Annotated in this window: 18 protein-coding genes; all 18 read right to left on the reverse strand. The window is 41.7% G+C overall.

The window, feature by feature from the left end:
• Nucleotides 1-2 precede the first annotated feature (2 nt).
• The 18 genes from hemW to I872_RS05355 all read right to left on the reverse strand — a co-directional run bounded on the left by hemW (nt 3) and on the right by I872_RS05355 (nt 15,240).
• Nucleotides 3-1,133, reverse strand: coding sequence for a radical SAM family heme chaperone HemW (gene hemW, locus I872_RS05270; RefSeq protein WP_015605110.1), 1,131 nt, complete (start codon nt 1,131-1,133; stop codon nt 3-5).
• A gap of 116 nt (nt 1,134-1,249) precedes the next feature.
• Entirely contained in the window at nt 1,250-1,543 is a 294-nt protein-coding gene (locus tag I872_RS05275; protein WP_015605111.1) for a cupin domain-containing protein, read from the reverse strand.
• 211 nt (nt 1,544-1,754) lie between these two features.
• On the reverse strand, nt 1,755-2,357 hold the full coding sequence (locus I872_RS05280; protein WP_015605112.1) for a hypothetical protein: 603 nt from the start codon (nt 2,355-2,357) through the stop codon (nt 1,755-1,757).
• A gap of 352 nt (nt 2,358-2,709) precedes the next feature.
• Nucleotides 2,710-3,756, reverse strand: a complete 1,047-nt coding sequence (rfbB, locus tag I872_RS05285; protein ID WP_015605113.1) for a dTDP-glucose 4,6-dehydratase — start codon at nt 3,754-3,756, stop codon at nt 2,710-2,712.
• 143 nt (nt 3,757-3,899) lie between these two features.
• Nucleotides 3,900-4,493 carry a dTDP-4-dehydrorhamnose 3,5-epimerase family protein gene (locus tag I872_RS05290; RefSeq protein WP_015605114.1) on the reverse strand — a complete coding sequence of 198 codons (594 nt, stop codon included), beginning with the start codon at nt 4,491-4,493 and terminating at the stop codon, nt 3,900-3,902.
• Between the two features lie 4 nt (nt 4,494-4,497).
• On the reverse strand, nt 4,498-5,367 hold the full coding sequence (rfbA, locus tag I872_RS05295) for a glucose-1-phosphate thymidylyltransferase RfbA (RefSeq protein WP_015605115.1): 870 nt from the start codon (nt 5,365-5,367) through the stop codon (nt 4,498-4,500).
• Between the two features lie 311 nt (nt 5,368-5,678).
• Nucleotides 5,679-5,897 (reverse strand): hypothetical protein, encoded by a 219-nt coding sequence (locus I872_RS05300; RefSeq protein ID WP_015605116.1) that lies wholly within the window; start codon nt 5,895-5,897, stop codon nt 5,679-5,681.
• 108 nt (nt 5,898-6,005) lie between these two features.
• On the reverse strand, nt 6,006-7,046 hold the full coding sequence (locus I872_RS05305; protein WP_015605117.1) for a hypothetical protein: 1,041 nt from the start codon (nt 7,044-7,046) through the stop codon (nt 6,006-6,008).
• Entirely contained in the window at nt 7,037-8,155 is a 1,119-nt protein-coding gene (locus I872_RS05310; protein WP_015605118.1) for an NAD(P)/FAD-dependent oxidoreductase, read from the reverse strand. The genes I872_RS05305 and I872_RS05310 overlap by 10 nt, the downstream gene beginning before the upstream one ends.
• A gap of 11 nt (nt 8,156-8,166) precedes the next feature.
• The gene (locus I872_RS05315; protein WP_015605119.1) at nt 8,167-8,964 is read right to left on the reverse strand and encodes a Nif3-like dinuclear metal center hexameric protein; all 798 of its coding nucleotides are present in this window, start codon (nt 8,962-8,964) and stop codon (nt 8,167-8,169) included.
• Entirely contained in the window at nt 8,951-9,640 is a 690-nt protein-coding gene (locus I872_RS05320; RefSeq protein WP_015605120.1) for a tRNA (adenine(22)-N(1))-methyltransferase, read from the reverse strand. The genes I872_RS05315 and I872_RS05320 overlap by 14 nt, the downstream gene beginning before the upstream one ends.
• Nucleotides 9,641-9,977: 337 nt before the next feature.
• A complete protein-coding gene (locus I872_RS05325; RefSeq protein WP_015605121.1) occupies nt 9,978-10,604 on the reverse strand; it encodes a hypothetical protein in 627 nt (208 codons plus the stop codon).
• Entirely contained in the window at nt 10,601-11,218 is a 618-nt protein-coding gene (locus I872_RS05330) for a hypothetical protein (RefSeq protein ID WP_015605122.1), read from the reverse strand. Before I872_RS05330 ends, I872_RS05325 begins: the two co-directional genes overlap by 4 nt.
• Entirely contained in the window at nt 11,215-11,844 is a 630-nt protein-coding gene (locus I872_RS05335; protein ID WP_015605123.1) for a hypothetical protein, read from the reverse strand. Before I872_RS05335 ends, I872_RS05330 begins: the two co-directional genes overlap by 4 nt.
• 9 nt (nt 11,845-11,853) lie before the next feature.
• Nucleotides 11,854-13,485 (reverse strand): T7SS effector LXG polymorphic toxin, encoded by a 1,632-nt coding sequence (locus tag I872_RS05340; RefSeq protein WP_015605124.1) that lies wholly within the window; start codon nt 13,483-13,485, stop codon nt 11,854-11,856.
• The gene (locus I872_RS05345) at nt 13,476-13,835 is read right to left on the reverse strand and encodes a hypothetical protein (protein ID WP_015605125.1); all 360 of its coding nucleotides are present in this window, start codon (nt 13,833-13,835) and stop codon (nt 13,476-13,478) included. The genes I872_RS05340 and I872_RS05345 overlap by 10 nt, the downstream gene beginning before the upstream one ends.
• A 1-nt stretch (nt 13,836) precedes the next feature.
• Nucleotides 13,837-14,109: a hypothetical protein gene (locus tag I872_RS05350; RefSeq protein ID WP_015605126.1), complete on the reverse strand. Its 273-nt coding sequence runs from the start codon at nt 14,107-14,109 to the stop codon at nt 13,837-13,839.
• A gap of 450 nt (nt 14,110-14,559) precedes the next feature.
• Nucleotides 14,560-15,240, reverse strand: coding sequence for a DnaD domain-containing protein (locus I872_RS05355; protein WP_015605127.1), 681 nt, complete (start codon nt 15,238-15,240; stop codon nt 14,560-14,562).
• Between the last annotated feature and the right edge of the window lie 4 nt (nt 15,241-15,244).

The raw sequence follows: 15,244 nt of genomic DNA on the forward strand, positions 1-15,244 counted from the left end.
ATTTACTCCAATATAAATTTCTCAGCAACCGTATCGCCCAAAAAGAGGCCTTGTTTGGTCATGCGCACGATATCTCTGTCTGGCACTAACAAGCCCTGCTCAGTCAGCTCAGACACAACAGCTCCGTATTGATCTTCAAAGGAAAGACCGAATTTTTCCTCGAAGCGCTTTTTAGAAACACCTGACTTCTTGCGCAGTCCTAGAAACATTTCTTCTTCCATCTTTTCGTTCAGCGTCAGCACTTCTTCCTGTACTCGTGCATTGCCCGCTTCCACCGCCTGCAGATAATGGCGAATCGGCCCGTGGTTTTTATAGCGAACACCATCGACATAGCCAGACGCTCCCGCTCCAACACCATAATATTCAGCATTGTCCCAGTACATGAGATTGTGGCGGCTCTCAAAGCCTGGCTTGGAAAAGTTTGAAATCTCATAATGCTCGAAGCCGGCCTTTTCCAGCTCAGCTATAATGTATTCAAACATCTCCGCTTCCAAATCCTCTTTAGGTAGAGGCAGCTTCCCTCGCCGCATCCGATTCATGAAGACCGTGTGATTTTCCAAAATCAAGCTGTACAAACTCATGTGGGGAATGTCTAGGGCAATAGCCTTGGCCACATTGGTTTTCACATCTTCCATGGTCTGCTTGGGTAGTGCATAAATTAGATCGATTGAAATATTATCAAAACCCGCTTTTTTGAGATTGGCAATATTCTCGTAGATATCCTTTTCTAAGTGACTACGGCCAATTTGCTTAAGCATGCGGTCATTGAAGGTCTGTACGCCCAGCGAAACCCGATTGACAGGCGAGTCTTTAAGTACAGCAATCTTCTCCTCATCCAAGTCTCCGGGATTGGCTTCAATGGTCAGCTCTTCTAGATAGGATAAATCAAGCTTGTCCGTCAGCTTTTCCAGCAAAAAAGCCAACTGAGGTGCTGATAGAGCCGTCGGGGTCCCACCTCCGATATAGAGGGTACGGAGCTTTTGGATGTCGTAAGAATGATACTCCTCAATCAAATGCTCCAGATAAGAATCCACTGGCTGATTTTTGATAAAAACCTTGGAAAAATCACAGTAATAACAAATCTGAGTACAAAAAGGAATGTGCACATAGGCAGAAGTTGGTTTAGTTTGCATAGTATTTATTATAGCATAAAATTAGCGACAAAGCCCCTTTGGAAAATAGAATAAAAAAACTCAAGAAATAGAAAAATTCCTTGAGTTAATGTTGAAAGAGCATCTGTTCGAGCAGATCAGGGATAAAGCAACTGCTGAATCACTAAAACATGGCTCTCTTCTACACCATATAAACTATGAAGTTCATTCGGCTCCATTGTCAGAAAACTTCCCGGTACTAATTGTACAGTTTCTCCTAAGGCAGTAAAATCCACTTTCCCTTCTAGACAGACAACTGTAACAAGAGCATCCGCGCTATGTTCAGAAATTTGTTTTCCTTTAGCAAGGTGCAAATGGCGGATGAGACGTCCTTGCTCTTCGACCGGAGTTTCAACCACATCAACATTTGGATCTATTGAGTAAAATTTCATCGTTTCCCCTCCTTTTCTTCATTTTAGCATAATTTCAAAGAATTGTCAGAATTTTTTAATATTCCTAATTGATACCTACAAAGCTACAAAACACAATATACTAATCATGCTCTATTTGATCAATTTTCTTAAATATAAAAAGATTGAAGAACATCATCTAAAATAGACCTTTTCTTCAATCTAGAAATTTGTTATGAATTAGATTTCAAAATCATTGAATTCCATAAGCCATACTGATCTGGATTTTAGCAACTCCATTCTGCAGGCTGATTTTGTCAATGCTGAATGGACTCTGCGGCAGAGATAGAAGGAAACTATCTCCCTCCGTCGTGATGGAGGAATTAGAGGCCTGCAGTCGCTGCTTCAGCATGCCAGTCACCCAAGATTTAGGGATAGGAAGGATACCTAGCTTGGCATTAACGATTGTGATGTATAAGGCACTCCCCTTCACCGTCACATCCACTTCTAGATCCAGCTTACTATCAATAAAAAATATCTTAACCGGGTACTGGATGCGCAGCTTATTGCCTTCAATACTGTAAGCACCATTTAGCAGTTCCTGGTTCTCGCTATCGGTCAGCGAAGACTTAAGCACCTGATTGAGCTGGACGCTATTGAGAGAGACCTCTGTGCTGACTCCCTGAGCCGTCACATTAGCATTGTTCAAAGTCGGCTCAACCATACTTTCCCACGAAGTATTTGCTTGAACGTTTTTTAATTGCTCACTTGGATTGATGGAGGAAGAAACTAGAAACATCACTGCTGCAAGCAACAGCACCAAAGCAATTCCCACTACTCTTTTTACCATTTTCATGTTTGTATTCCTTTAACTTGAGAAATCTCCTTAGCTGAAAACACAGAAAGGATTTATCTCATTTTACACTATTTTTTCATCATTTTCTGTAACAAAGAGATTAAAAGACTAACAATCCTATGAAAAAGAAGAGTGGGACAGAAATCGGTAATTCATTAGAATTCGATTTCGTTGTCCCACCTCCGCACAGTTGAGTAGGGCTGTAAAAGCTGATGAAATCAGCCTAGTAGAGCCCACTCAACCACTGCGTCTTGCTCGACAATCCAAAGACAATTGAGAGGCTAGGACTTTTGTCCCAGCCTCTTAGTTGCATATCGCCTGTATAACAAGGCTTAGCATAGCTAGCCTATTCTTACTTAATCACTTGTTGCGTCTTAGCATAGTTGGCTTCGACTGCTTCTTTTTCTGACTTCCACCAGTCTTGATTGTCCGTGTACCACTTGATGGTCTCTTTGAGACCTACTTCAAAGTTGGTAAACTCTGGCTTCCATCCTAGCTCATCACGAAGCTTGCTGGCATCAATAGCATAGCGGAGGTCGTGACCAGCACGATCTGTCACATGGTCATAGGCATCAGCTGGCTGCCCCATTTCCTTGAGAATCAGCTCCAGCACTTCCTTATTATTCTTCTCACCATCAGCACCGATCAAGTAAGTTTCGCCAATTTGTCCCTTGGTCAGAATCGTCCAAACACCTGATGAATGGTCATTAGTATGAATCCAGTCACGGACGTTTTTACCTTCACCGTAAAGTTTTGGCTTGATACCGCTCAGGATATTGGTGATTTGGCGCGGAATAAATTTCTCAATATGTTGGTAAGGACCATAGTTGTTTGAACAGTTAGAAATCGTTGCTTTGACACCAAATGAGCGCACCCAAGCTTTAACGATTAAGTCTGAAGCTGCCTTGGTTGATGAGTATGGTGAGCTTGGATTGTACTTGGTTTCAGCCGTAAATTTCTCACCTGGACCTTCTCCATGACCTGGCAAATCTTCACGCAGAGGAAGATCTCCATAGACTTCATCAGTCGACACATGGTGGAAACGAATGTCGTATTTACGTGCTGCTTCCAAGAGTGTGTAAGTTCCGATGAAGTTGGTGTGGATAAATGGACTCGGGTCATTGAGCGAGTTATCATTGTGGCTTTCTGCCGCATAGTGAACGATAGCATCAGCTTCAGCTACCAGCTTATCTACCAAGGCTGCATCAGCAATATCTCCAACAACCAACTCAACACGGTCACCTAAAATTTCTTCAATATTGGCACGATTCCCCGCGTAAGTCAGCTTGTCCAGCACTGTCACATGGACATCTGGAAAGTTATTGTAAACATAATGGACAAAGTTAGAACCGATAAAACCAGCTCCACCTGTCACGATAATTTTTTTGTATTCAGTCATTGATTTTCTTGTCTCCAAAATGAAATTAGAATCAGGAATAATTTTTGCAACATTAAAAGAGCAACAGCAATTAAAAAAGCAGAAAATAGAGTTTTCAAAAAGTTAAAAATGGAAATGATAAAAATAAACATCCACTTTTCTTCTTACAAATCTTCTTTTCTTAGTGGTTTGACATCCTTAAGTAGTGGATGGTTCTTGTCTGCTTCTGAGACTTCTGCTGCTTCTAGGTTTTCCCACTGGATGCCTAAAGCTGGGTCTGCATAGTTGACAAAGGCATACTTAGGTTTGAGTTCCAAAGCCCAGTAGTCGTTCACCAGATAGCTATAGGAAACCGTGTCAGAAAGGACTTGGAAGCCGTTAGCGACGCCACGTGGCACAAAAATTCCCTTGCTGGCATCGATTACTGTCTGGTAGGTATTACCAAAGGTCTCACCTTCACGTAGGTCTACCCAAGAACCCAGCACCTTGCCGTCATCAGCAACAGAGATGTACTTGTCCCATGGCTCAGCATGAAGGCCACGCAGGACATTTTTACGAGAAAAGCTGACATTATTTTGCAGTTTTCCTTCTGCAAAGAAACTTTCAGGGAAGCCTAGTGGCAGCATTTTTTCCTTTTGGAAATTCTCCTTAAACCACCCTCGGTTGTCCCCACGCACAGGGATATCAAATTCTAACATTCCAGGGATTCCGGGAACCTCACGCGCTGCTAATTCCTTATCAAAAAATTGTTCTGTCATCTTCTTATTCTTCTCCAATCAAGCGCAAGAGATAGTGACCATATTCATTCTTCTTCAACGGCTGCGCCAATTCATGCACTTGCTCTTTACTGATATAGCCCATACGATAGGCAATTTCTTCCAGATTCGCCACCTGAACGTTCTGCATCCGCTGAACCGTTTCGATATATTGAGCGGCTTCTAAGAGACTTTCGTGAGTTCCTGTATCCAACCAAGCGAAACCACGTCCCATGAGCTCAACAGACAAATCACCACGATCCAAGTAAGCCTTGTTGACATCTGTGATTTCCAACTCACCGCGAGGACTTGGTTTAATGTTCTTGGCAATTTCGACGACATCGTTATCGTAGAAGTACAGTCCTGTCACTGCATAGTTAGAGCGCGGTTGTTCCGGTTTTTCTTCGATGGAAATAGCATTCATATTCTCATCAAATTCTACGACACCAAAGCGTTCTGGATCCTTGACATGATAGCCAAAAACAGTTGCTCCTTTTTCCTTAGCTGCAGCATTTTGGAGCATTTTACTCAGACCTGGTCCATGGTAAATATTATCCCCAAGAATCAGCGCCACGCGGTCATCTCCAATGAAATCGGCCCCAATGATAAAGGCTTGTGCCAGCCCATCTGGACTTGGCTGCTCTGCATAAGAAAGCTTGATACCAAACTCAGATCCATCTCCCAGCAGATCCTCAAAACGAGGCAGATCCGTCGGAGTAGAGATAATCAAGATGTCCTTGATACCAGCCAGCATAAGAGTTGACAGCGGATAATAAATCATGGGTTTGTCATAAACCGGCATGAGCTGTTTTGACGCAGCGCGGGTCAATGGGTACAAACGTGTACCAGAACCACCTGCAAGAATAATACCTTTCATATGAGTTTCCTCTCTTAATGTATTCCCTTTATTTTACCATTTTTGAAAGCGGATGTCATCCTTTTCACTCTCTTTAAATAATAGTACATCCCCATGTAAAAAAACCAGCCAAGAATGCCTGCATAACCACAGGCTACGATCGTAACCAGTCCATAACTTCTCCCTATCCTCTAAAATCAATCATACAAAATCGTCTTGGTTTCCCCGATACAATGAAGTTACTCGGCAATCGACAAACCATAATATCTCATCCAATATTTCACTATTCCATTCAGTCAGATAAGATATTTTCTTCTATGTCATATATAATTTTATCTCGCATTTAAACTCCAAATCGAATAAATACGGCTTTCAATTTCACGAAATGATAAATCCATAAACTCTTCATTTGATTCTGCTATCAGTCCATGATAACCCCAGACAGCTACCCATATTTGGATCTTATCGCAGATAGTTTTTCGGTACAAATAATATCGTATACTATCAAATTCTCCTTTAATAAATACATCATTTGGTAAAAAATTCTTCATCTTTATCTCTCTCCACATAGAACTAGTTACTTTAAGAAAAGCACAATCATGACACTTGCACAACCACAAGCTGTTATTTAAAGCAAGCTCCCAAAAACTTATTCTAACTTAGTAGTCTTTATTTTGGATAGAAAATTGAACGATCTGATGATTTTGAACAATAACTTCGTATTTACCAAATCCAGAATGTTTACTATCATTTCCAACACTAATGGCCATAAGATAGCGTGCATTCGGTAGCTTAGTTAAATCTAGCTGTTCTTGTAAAATCTGCTTGATTTTATCATCATTCTTCTGGTCTTGGCCAATACTAATGATAGATCCATCGTCCTGCTCCACGTTCAAAGTCACCTTCATTTCAATAGCAAGAGCCTCTTTTTCCAACATGTCAGAAATAGGGATTGGATACAAGCCTTGCAAAGGCTGGCCCTCTGCCCGATTCTTTTTTATAAGAGCCTCGTATGTATCAATATTTGGCGCATCCTTGTCTATCATAAAATCAAGGGATTCTAGATATAGTTTCTTCTTATCCGCTCTTGCAAAACTATCTTTTACATTCTGTAAAGTTTCACTATAACCCGGACTCAGTTCAAGTCCCCTATAAGCGATACTAGGAAAAGCTTGATAAATCGCATATCCCTTTTCAAGCTGTAGGTCAATATCCGTTTTTCCATATTTCGTATCCCGAGAGGTATAATATTCAATTCGGTCACCAATCTTAACCGTTTGCCCCTCAATCTCCTCAGAATACTCAGCTCTGATTAAATAACCAGCGAAAGAGGTATAGTTTTTATCAGCATCTAAAACTCTGACCGTTCCTTCAAAACCACTCTGCTTATAAGAGCGCTGAACAGCCTGTACCATTTCATATTTCGGCACTCGTACAAAAATCCCCCACATATCTATCAAACTCAGAAACATAGAGACGAGTGATATGGAAATAATGATCACCACACTAGATAGGAAACAGCCCAAAATACCGAAACCTATTTTCTTTTTTGGATTCTTTGCTAGTTCCTGATTTCCTCCATTATTCTGGACAACAAGAGGATCTTGAGAACGACTTTTGTGTCTAGTAAATAGAATAAGTGAGATTGAGATTAAGATTGATATTACTAATAAAAGTAAAATGAGAAATATTAAAAACATTTGTTCTCCTTAAGTGCTCTCTTCTCCACATACCGCTTAATAGGATAGTCTGCTGGATCTAGCAGTCCTGCTTTTCCTAAAGCCATCTGAGCCAATTGGCGTCCGATAAGCGGACCAGTTGTCAGACCAGAAGAGCCTAGACCGCTTGCTGCGTAGACATGCGGTAAGTCTGGCACAGCTCCAAAGAAAGGAGAAAAGTCACTGGTATAAGCCCGCGTTCCCACGCGTTCGCCTAAAATCTCTGCAGTAGCCAACCTCGGCAAATAAGTTTCCGCTTCTTGCTGCAACTGGTTCAGCACCGTCTTATCTACTGTCAAATCAAAGCCCAGATCATTTTCATGACTGGCACCGACACTGACCTTGCCTGCTAGAAAAGGAATAATATCCAGCTCTCCCTCAGGCATCACAACAGGGTAGTCATCCGTCTTTTCAGCCAGCTTAAAATCACGTAGCTGACCTTTTTGCGGCCGAACATCTGTTTCATAGCCCAGTGGCTGCAAGATTTCTCCCAGCCAAGCCCCCACAGCCAAGACAACACAGTCAAAACTGCGACCGTCCACCAGAAGTTGTTCTCCCTCTACTGTCAAGCTTACCTGTTTCTCAACCAACTCTGCCTTACTGGCTTTCAGAAGCGTCTCTGTCAAGAGTGCTCCCTCCACCCGGGCTCCACCGGAAGCATAGAGAAGCCGCTCAAAGCCTTGCAAGTCTGGAAATTTCTTCTGGACTTCCTGACGGCTGAGAAAACTCAACTCCCCTATTAAGGGCGACTCTTCACGACGATTAGCAGCTAAATCATAAAGTTCCTGCAGCTTGCTCTCATCCCTTTTCAGCAGATAAACACCAGTCTGTTGGTAAAAGTCTGTCTGGATTCCAGCCTCTTTCAGATCCGCAATCAAGTCTTGATAAAAATCAGCGCCCAGACGCGCCATCTTGTACCAAGCCTTGTTGCGACGCTTAGAAAACCAAGGACTGATAATACCAGCAGCTGCCTTGGTTGCCTGCCCCTTGCCGTCATCAAAGATAGTCACTTCCACATCTGGGGATTTGGACAGATAGTAAGCCGCTGTTGAGCCGACAATCCCAGCTCCAATTACTGCTACTTTTTTCATGTCGCTCCCTCTCAAAGATGTCGGAAAGGATTGGTCGAAGCCTGACTAGCCAGAATCTCAATCTCCCAGCCTTCTTCTGCCTTCCAAGTATCAAGCTTTTCTTTTAATTTTTCCGTAAATAGAACCTCGATATGATGTCCAGGATCCAGTGCCAAAAGCCCTTCTGTCAGCATTTCCTGAGCTGTATGATAGTAAATATCACCAGTTATGTAAACCTGCGCTCCCTTGGCAATAGCCTCTGGATAAAAGGACTGCCCGCTGCCGCCACAAATAGCCACACGATCAATCATGCGTTCGAGATCTGCTTCTTCATAGGTAACCAGACGCAAACCATCTAGTCCAAAGGCTGCCTTGACCTTAGCTGCAAATTCTCCAAAGGTCTGAGGAGCAATCTTCCCCACGCGACCAATACCGTGTTCTGGGCTTGTCTGACTGAGAAAACTTGTCTCCTCAATTTCCAGAAGCTGGCAGAACCAGTCATTGAGCCCGTCCTCCACGACATCAATATTAGTATGGCTGACATAGACAGCAATATCATGCTTGATAAGGTCTAGAATTATCTGATTTCGCGCCTTATCTGCCACTAGGTCCTTGAGCGGGCGAAAAATAGGCGCATGTTTAACGATAATCAGTCCTGCACCTAGCTCAATAGCCTCAGCCACTGTCTGCTCACGAATATCCAAGGCTACCAAAACCTTGTCTACTTCTTTGTCCAAAGTTCCAATTTGCAGGCCTGAAATGTCGCCCTCCATTGACAGTTCTTGCGGGCAGTATGCTTCATAACGGGCGATGATTTCACTTGCTAGCATGGAGTACCTCCTTGATACTTTCGATTTTTTGGGACATAGCAGAACGTTCTAGCTGATTCTTTTCTGGGATATGAGCTAAAGCTTCTTCGAATTTCTTCAGTTCTTTCTGCCATCTTAGTTTAAACACAGGCGATTGCTGCTTCATCAAAAAAGGTCCAAAGCGCTTTTCTTGCTCTGTCAAAGTTTGCTGGCCGGCTTCTGCCACTAGGATTTCGTAAAACTTACCAGCCTCTTCTAAGATATCCTCAGCCAGCAAGCGAAAGCCATTAGATACCAGCCAGCTGCGGAGCTCATCCTCTCGGTTATTAGGCTGCAAAATCAAGCGGGAAATAGACCCAAGCTTAGCTCTGCCATTTTCCAAAATCTCTGAAATCAAGCGACCACCCATGCCAGCAATAACGATGGTGTCAATCTGATCTTCCACTTCAACAGCCGCCAGACCATTGGCCAAGCGAACCTCAATCTGCTGCGTCAGCCCATGCTCAGCAACATTTTTCTGAGCAGACTGAAAAGGCCCCTCTACCACTTCTCCAGCCAGAGCCTTCTCAATCCGTCCTTCCTGAATCAGGTAAATAGGCAGATAGGCGTGATCGCTCCCAACATCCAGCAACTTTGCCCCATCCGGCACAAAAGCAGCTACTCGCTCCAAGCGTTGGGAAATAGTCTTTTTTTGCATTGCTCACTCTTTTCTAAACATTCTTCTATTTAGTATATCATTTCTGTATCATCAAGTGAAATTATTTTGTTTTAGTCACTTGTACCTTCTATATAAATTAAGCTTCCCCATCAAATCGTTTAACAATTATAGAATAATGAGTTTTTTCTTAATAGCAAGAGGATTAAAGTAATCGCCTTCAACATTATAAGCAATATCCCACCTCTTATCGGCAGTGCATTTCCTCAAGGATAAATTTGAGTAAGAAACTTACTCATCTTCTGGAAACCACATTTTACCAGCTAGTTCCAAATAACCATAAGGAGCTTTTTTGTATAATCACCTTTTAAGTATAATTTCATTCGTCCTCGTCATCCAACTCCACTTCACCATGGATTTTGATGTATTCTTCATTCCTGCGGTCGTCTTCTTCCCAGATTGGGTCTCTCACATCGACCAAAAAGGGAATTTCTTCCAAACTCAGCTCATTAGCCTCTTCGTAACTCATCGAAAGGGTATCCTCATGCCGGTTTTTAAATTCCTCCACACTTAACCAGCTCTCTTTATCATCTTCGCTAATCTGACCATCAATGGCAGTCGCAATTTCAATCGCCATAATATAGAAGGCACGTTTATCAACAGTGAGAAGATCAAGGTGGGTAGAAGCTAAACGTAGACAGTCTCCTTTTTCTCGATAGTCTGTTGCTGGATTATCTTCAAAATCTAATTCAAGATTTTCATATACATGACTTCCAAATTCGTTGGTAATCCCTTCTTTCAACCGAACATTATTCCATCTACTATCATGCATCCACTTATTTAATTTTAAGTGAATAGTTGGGTCTGTTTTAAATGGGCGAGTATTTCCAAAATAAGAAAAATCTACTGGCTTACCATCTTTAGATTCAAACCACATTCTCTTCGCTAGTTCTAAGTAATCAAACGGAATTTCTTTGGTGTAATCACCTTTAATATAAATTCTCACTCATCTTCCTCATCGTCATCCAGCTCTACCTCTCCATGAATTCGGATATACTCCTCGCGCTTCCTATCCAATTCTTTCCAGAGTGGCTCATCAATGGCTTTCATAGCCTTTATCTCTTCTAAACTAATATCAACCGCTTCATCGTAGGTCAAATTCAACAGGTCTGCATGTTTCGTTTTAAATTCTTCAATACTCAGCCATGTTTCTTTGTCGTCTTCGCTGATTTGACCATCAATAGCAGATGCTACCTCAACCGCCATGATATAGAGAGCTCGCTTATCAACCGTTAGAATATCCTTATGAGTCGTGATGATTCGAAGATAGTCTCCTTTTTCTCGTCCATCACTTTCATAAGAATCTTCAAAATTTAAATTTAAATTTTCACGCTTAAAAGTCGCCCAAGAGTCTTTTCCTATTCTAAAATCAGCCATTCCCCAACGCTCATCATTTGAAGAAAATTTATCTAGAGTTAAACTCAAATAAAAATTTTCATCAAGTGCATAAGAAAAACCAACTTCCACACCTTTGCGTTCTTTGAACCACATTTTCCAAGGATATTCCATACAGACTTGGTAAATACTAGTTTCGTAGTTACCTTTAAGATATAGTTTCACTCATCTTCCTCATCGTCGTAAACTCGTTCGCCATGGATTTTGATGTATTCTTCACGAAGGCGTTCTTCCTCTTCCCATAGAGGGTCTCTTACTGGTATCATTGTCTTTAATTCTTCCAAACTAATTTCAACCGCTTCATCATAAGTCAGTGAAAGAACATCCTTATGATATTCCTTAAATTCTTCTACACTTAGCCAACTTTGCTTATCGTCTTCGCTAATCTGACCATCGATGGCAGATGCTACTTCAATAGCCATAACGTATAAAGCGCGCTTGTCAACCGTCAAAATATCTACATGAGTTGAGGCAATTCGAAGAAACTCCCCCTTTTCGCGGTCGTCGGAAATAAAGGCATTTTCAAATTCAAGTTCAATATCTTCATATTGCAAGGACAACCAAGGATTGCTCGGAATTATAAAAGGAGCCTTATCCCATCTTTCGTCAACTGAAGCCCATTTGCGCAACTCTGCTCCGAAATAAAAATCATCTTGCAGCATCTCATCATCACCAACGTTGGAGTAACTTATTTTCTTACCATTCCGTTCCTTAAACCACATCTTCCAAACTAGTTCTCTAGTAGTAAATGTTATTTTTTTAGCATAATCACCTTTGATATATAGTCGCATATTGTCCACCTAGTTCCCGTAATAAATTCGATAACCCTTAAAAATCCTATTAATTATCTCTTCCTTTGTACTTGTATCAAGTTTCCTTAGTTGTCGATTCGTATTTACCCAATCCTCTATAGATTTTCTTCCGGAAATTGTGTTTACTTCTATATATTCATCAAGCGAATACCCCGACTTTCCACTTCCAGATTGAACCTGGAACACTCCATCACCATTAGTACCACTAGTTGGCTCCCAATCCACACGAAGCTTCACTTTTCGATTTCCTACTCGGGCTTCAATTAGTTTACCACCCTTACCAGAAATGGTCTTACTCGTCGGTTTATTGGCCTGCCAGCTGTTATAGTTACTAGCTGCACTGAGGGTAACTCCTAAATTCGCTGTATCAATTTCATAAAGAGTTCTAGCAACTGACAAAGTCCCATCTACAACTAGGCCTTCTGCAGTAATATACCCTGCTTCTACAGCTGCTGCTGCTACTAGCGCCGAGCCACCTCCAGTTAGTGGAGCCCACTCCAAAGCAAAAGCTGCTCCTAGAGAAGTACCAGCATAAATACCAAGACCAGCTAAAATTTCTACTACTCCCTTAGCCAAGTCAACAGAATTAGCTTCAAAATTTTCTTGAATAAGTTCTTGGTATTTTTCATTGACCATTCTCGTATAAGCACTATCATACTTTCCATTTTTTAGTACAGAAAAGTTATCATCTTTTTGATAATGACGATCCTTATAAGCTCTAAAATCAAAAATATCAATTATATTGCCTTCATTGTCAATCTTTAGAGTATGATTATAATCATCAACAATCTTATCCCATTCTGAACTCGGTTTCCCCTTTAACTTTTCCTTGAGTTGACTACGATAATAGGCATCCCCTTCATCCGATAACATCATATTCCGAGAAGCTGCTCGAAGCAGTCTTTCTTTAGGCTCTAGATATTTTTTCTTCGAAATAGTCTGAATCTTCTGAGCCTTCATCTTAGCAAACCAACTCATATCTATTCCATCAGTAGAGTAATTACCCTCACTGTCTACCAATACCTGACTAAGCTGCGTCGCTCCTTGGATAGCCAAGCCCAAAACCTGCAGACTATCTGTGAAATACTGAGACACCTGAGCCACAAACCATTCCAGCTTGTCAATTTTTTCCTGAATTTCCCGAATACCGATATTTAGCTGGTTTTCCAGCACTGTCAGAGCATTCGTCTTGGACAGATTGTCAGCTAATTTCCCTGCAACGCCATCGCTAATCCGGCGAAGTATAGATTGATACTCTGCCAGCTGAGCTTGGGTTTTCTCCAACATCTCCTGTTTTGCTTCCAGCTGTTCTTTCAGCAAGTCAAGATCCAGTATTCCATACTCAGATACGGTGGAGTCAGCATATTTATAAGAATTCAGCTCCTCCTGAATATCATCAATAGCAGCTTGTAGCTTTTTGATAGCAGGAATTATAATTTCTGTAAATAAGCCCTTTCCCGCTGTATAAGCCGCTCCCTGCAGCTCACCCGACTCCAAAGAGGCAATCAAGTGATCGCAGCCACTAGATAGACGATCGGTCACCTGATTAGCTACCTGCAGGTTGCTAGTCATCGCTTGGATAAGCTGTGCTGAATCTGTTGCACTATATTTCACTCCCATGGCAGACTATTCCTTTCTTTGGTCAGTTTTTCTCGCTCTTCTTCAAGAGTCTTTCTTGTTTGACGACCGAGTTTTTCTAGTTCATCCATCTGAATATCCACATAGTTCTTAACCTGTTGGTTAAGATGCTGAGTCTCTGCTAAATCATGACTGAGGGCAGCAGTATTTTGCGGATACTCATAAAGTAGATTTTCCATTCGATTCGTCAAATATTGGAAATCCGTCGCAAAATTTACCAGAGAATCTTCGTATTGATGTTTGAGAGCCATAAATTCATCTTCTTTTTCGTCAACTTTGAGAATTTTTTCGTAAAGTGCTTGGCGTTCTTTTTCGCTTTTATCTACCTTCATTTTAACTCTCCCAGCGCTTAGCCTGCTCTATATCGCGTTTCTCAATTTTTGCAGCAATTTCTGGAAATTTATTGGCCTGAGTTAGGACAGCCGAACTGAAGTCACTGATAGCCTGCAGCATTTGATTGCAGGCTTGACAGCCAGCTTCCATTCCAGCAATCCCTGTTGTGTAGAAAAATTTGACTTGTTGATTTTGTGCATTGCTAGTATCAACTCCAACTAGCTCGCTAATAGCAGATCCAGCTGAAATAGTGCTTGATTTAATTTGTCCCATCCTTGCTTCTCCTTTTGTTTATGGAATTATCAACATACCTTTTCATTATATCACAATTCCTCAAAATCATAGGTTCTAAGACAAAAAAGAGGCTGGGACAAAAGTCCCAGACTCTCAATTGTCTTTGGATTGTAGAGCAAGACGCAGTGGTTGAGTGGGCTCTACTACGCTGATTTCATCAGCTTTTACAGCCCTACTCAACTATGCGGAGGTGGGACGACGAAATCGAATTCTAACGAATTACCGATTTCTGTCCCACTCTCTCGCCTTATTATGTTCAGCAAACTATCAATATAGTAGATAATTGCTCAATAGCCAGCGGTTGCTGAGCAACCACTCGGAGTTGGAACTATTTATAATGACTTGAAGCTCTTTAAATCTGAAACTAGATAGTAGAAAGAAAAGCAAAACATTAAAAATTTCGCACAGCCCCACCACACTTACTTGTAACTAGTCCTTCCACAAATTCATGGCATTGAGGAAATCATCCGAAACCGTTACATTCTGCGGATTGCTTGCTTCACGTTCCGCCCGTTTGGCTTCTACCTGAGCTGGGCTTGTAATGCCTTCTCGCCGCCAATTACGCAAGATAGCCTGAATATATTTCCAATTGGCCTTGCCATTGAAAACCGCTTCGCGTAAAGCAGCCTTGACCAGCTCTGGATTGGTTTGATCGTCCTTAATGGTCTTGGTTAAATCCTCAATTTCAAATGGAGTCAAAAGACGCCCCAGCTCCTGCTGGAAGGTTTCGACCAGTTCCTTGAGAAGATTGCCATCAGATGCCGGCCTTGACCCAGTAGGACTAGAAGTCTCCAAAAGCTCATCTAGCTTTTCTAAGGCTGGTGAAGCATCAAAAATCGCTTCAATTTCCCCATTCAGTTCGATGGTTCTGTACTGGAGCAAGCCTTTTTCTGTCAGATGGGACATGGAACGATTGACCTCGGATAAGGTCTTGCCAATATGCTCCGCAATCTGACTAGGCGCAAACTCCTCCAATGAAGTAGTATTTTGCAGATAGAAAAACTGCCAGACCAAAAAATCATCACTGGAATCAAAAATGTCTTTAAAATGCAAAAAGAGGGCACTTGGAAGAACCAAGTTGCCGTTTTTGTAAGCTGCTAAATAAGTCATAGTA

This window comes from Streptococcus cristatus AS 1.3089 (assembly GCF_000385925.1).
Lineage (GTDB): Bacteria > Bacillota > Bacilli > Lactobacillales > Streptococcaceae > Streptococcus > Streptococcus cristatus_B.

Excerpts from the sequence above, each read along its gene's own strand:
- I872_RS05280 (WP_015605112.1), bottom strand. The coding sequence starts at position 2,357 with ATGAAAATGGTAAAAAGAGTAGTGGGAATTGCTTTGGTGCTGTTGCTT.
- I872_RS05290 (WP_015605114.1), bottom strand. The coding sequence starts at position 4,493 with ATGACAGAACAATTTTTTGATAAGGAATTAGCAGCGCGTGAGGTTCCC.
- I872_RS05340 (WP_015605124.1), bottom strand. The coding sequence starts at position 13,485 with ATGGGAGTGAAATATAGTGCAACAGATTCAGCACAGCTTATCCAAGCG.
- I872_RS05320 (WP_015605120.1), bottom strand. The coding sequence starts at position 9,640 with ATGCAAAAAAAGACTATTTCCCAACGCTTGGAGCGAGTAGCTGCTTTT.
- I872_RS05315 (WP_015605119.1), bottom strand. The coding sequence starts at position 8,964 with ATGCTAGCAAGTGAAATCATCGCCCGTTATGAAGCATACTGCCCGCAA.
- rfbA (WP_015605115.1), bottom strand. The coding sequence starts at position 5,367 with ATGAAAGGTATTATTCTTGCAGGTGGTTCTGGTACACGTTTGTACCCA.
- I872_RS05335 (WP_015605123.1), bottom strand. The coding sequence starts at position 11,844 with ATGCGACTATATATCAAAGGTGATTATGCTAAAAAAATAACATTTACT.
- I872_RS05275 (WP_015605111.1), bottom strand. The coding sequence starts at position 1,543 with ATGAAATTTTACTCAATAGATCCAAATGTTGATGTGGTTGAAACTCCG.
- hemW (WP_015605110.1), bottom strand. The coding sequence starts at position 1,133 with ATGCAAACTAAACCAACTTCTGCCTATGTGCACATTCCTTTTTGTACT.
- I872_RS05310 (WP_015605118.1), bottom strand. The coding sequence starts at position 8,155 with ATGAAAAAAGTAGCAGTAATTGGAGCTGGGATTGTCGGCTCAACAGCG.
- I872_RS05355 (WP_015605127.1), bottom strand. The coding sequence starts at position 15,240 with ATGACTTATTTAGCAGCTTACAAAAACGGCAACTTGGTTCTTCCAAGT.
- I872_RS05345 (WP_015605125.1), bottom strand. The coding sequence starts at position 13,835 with ATGAAGGTAGATAAAAGCGAAAAAGAACGCCAAGCACTTTACGAAAAA.
- I872_RS05350 (WP_015605126.1), bottom strand. The coding sequence starts at position 14,109 with ATGGGACAAATTAAATCAAGCACTATTTCAGCTGGATCTGCTATTAGC.
- I872_RS05305 (WP_015605117.1), bottom strand. The coding sequence starts at position 7,046 with ATGTTTTTAATATTTCTCATTTTACTTTTATTAGTAATATCAATCTTA.
- I872_RS05300 (WP_015605116.1), bottom strand. The coding sequence starts at position 5,897 with ATGAAGAATTTTTTACCAAATGATGTATTTATTAAAGGAGAATTTGAT.
- rfbB (WP_015605113.1), bottom strand. The coding sequence starts at position 3,756 with ATGACTGAATACAAAAAAATTATCGTGACAGGTGGAGCTGGTTTTATC.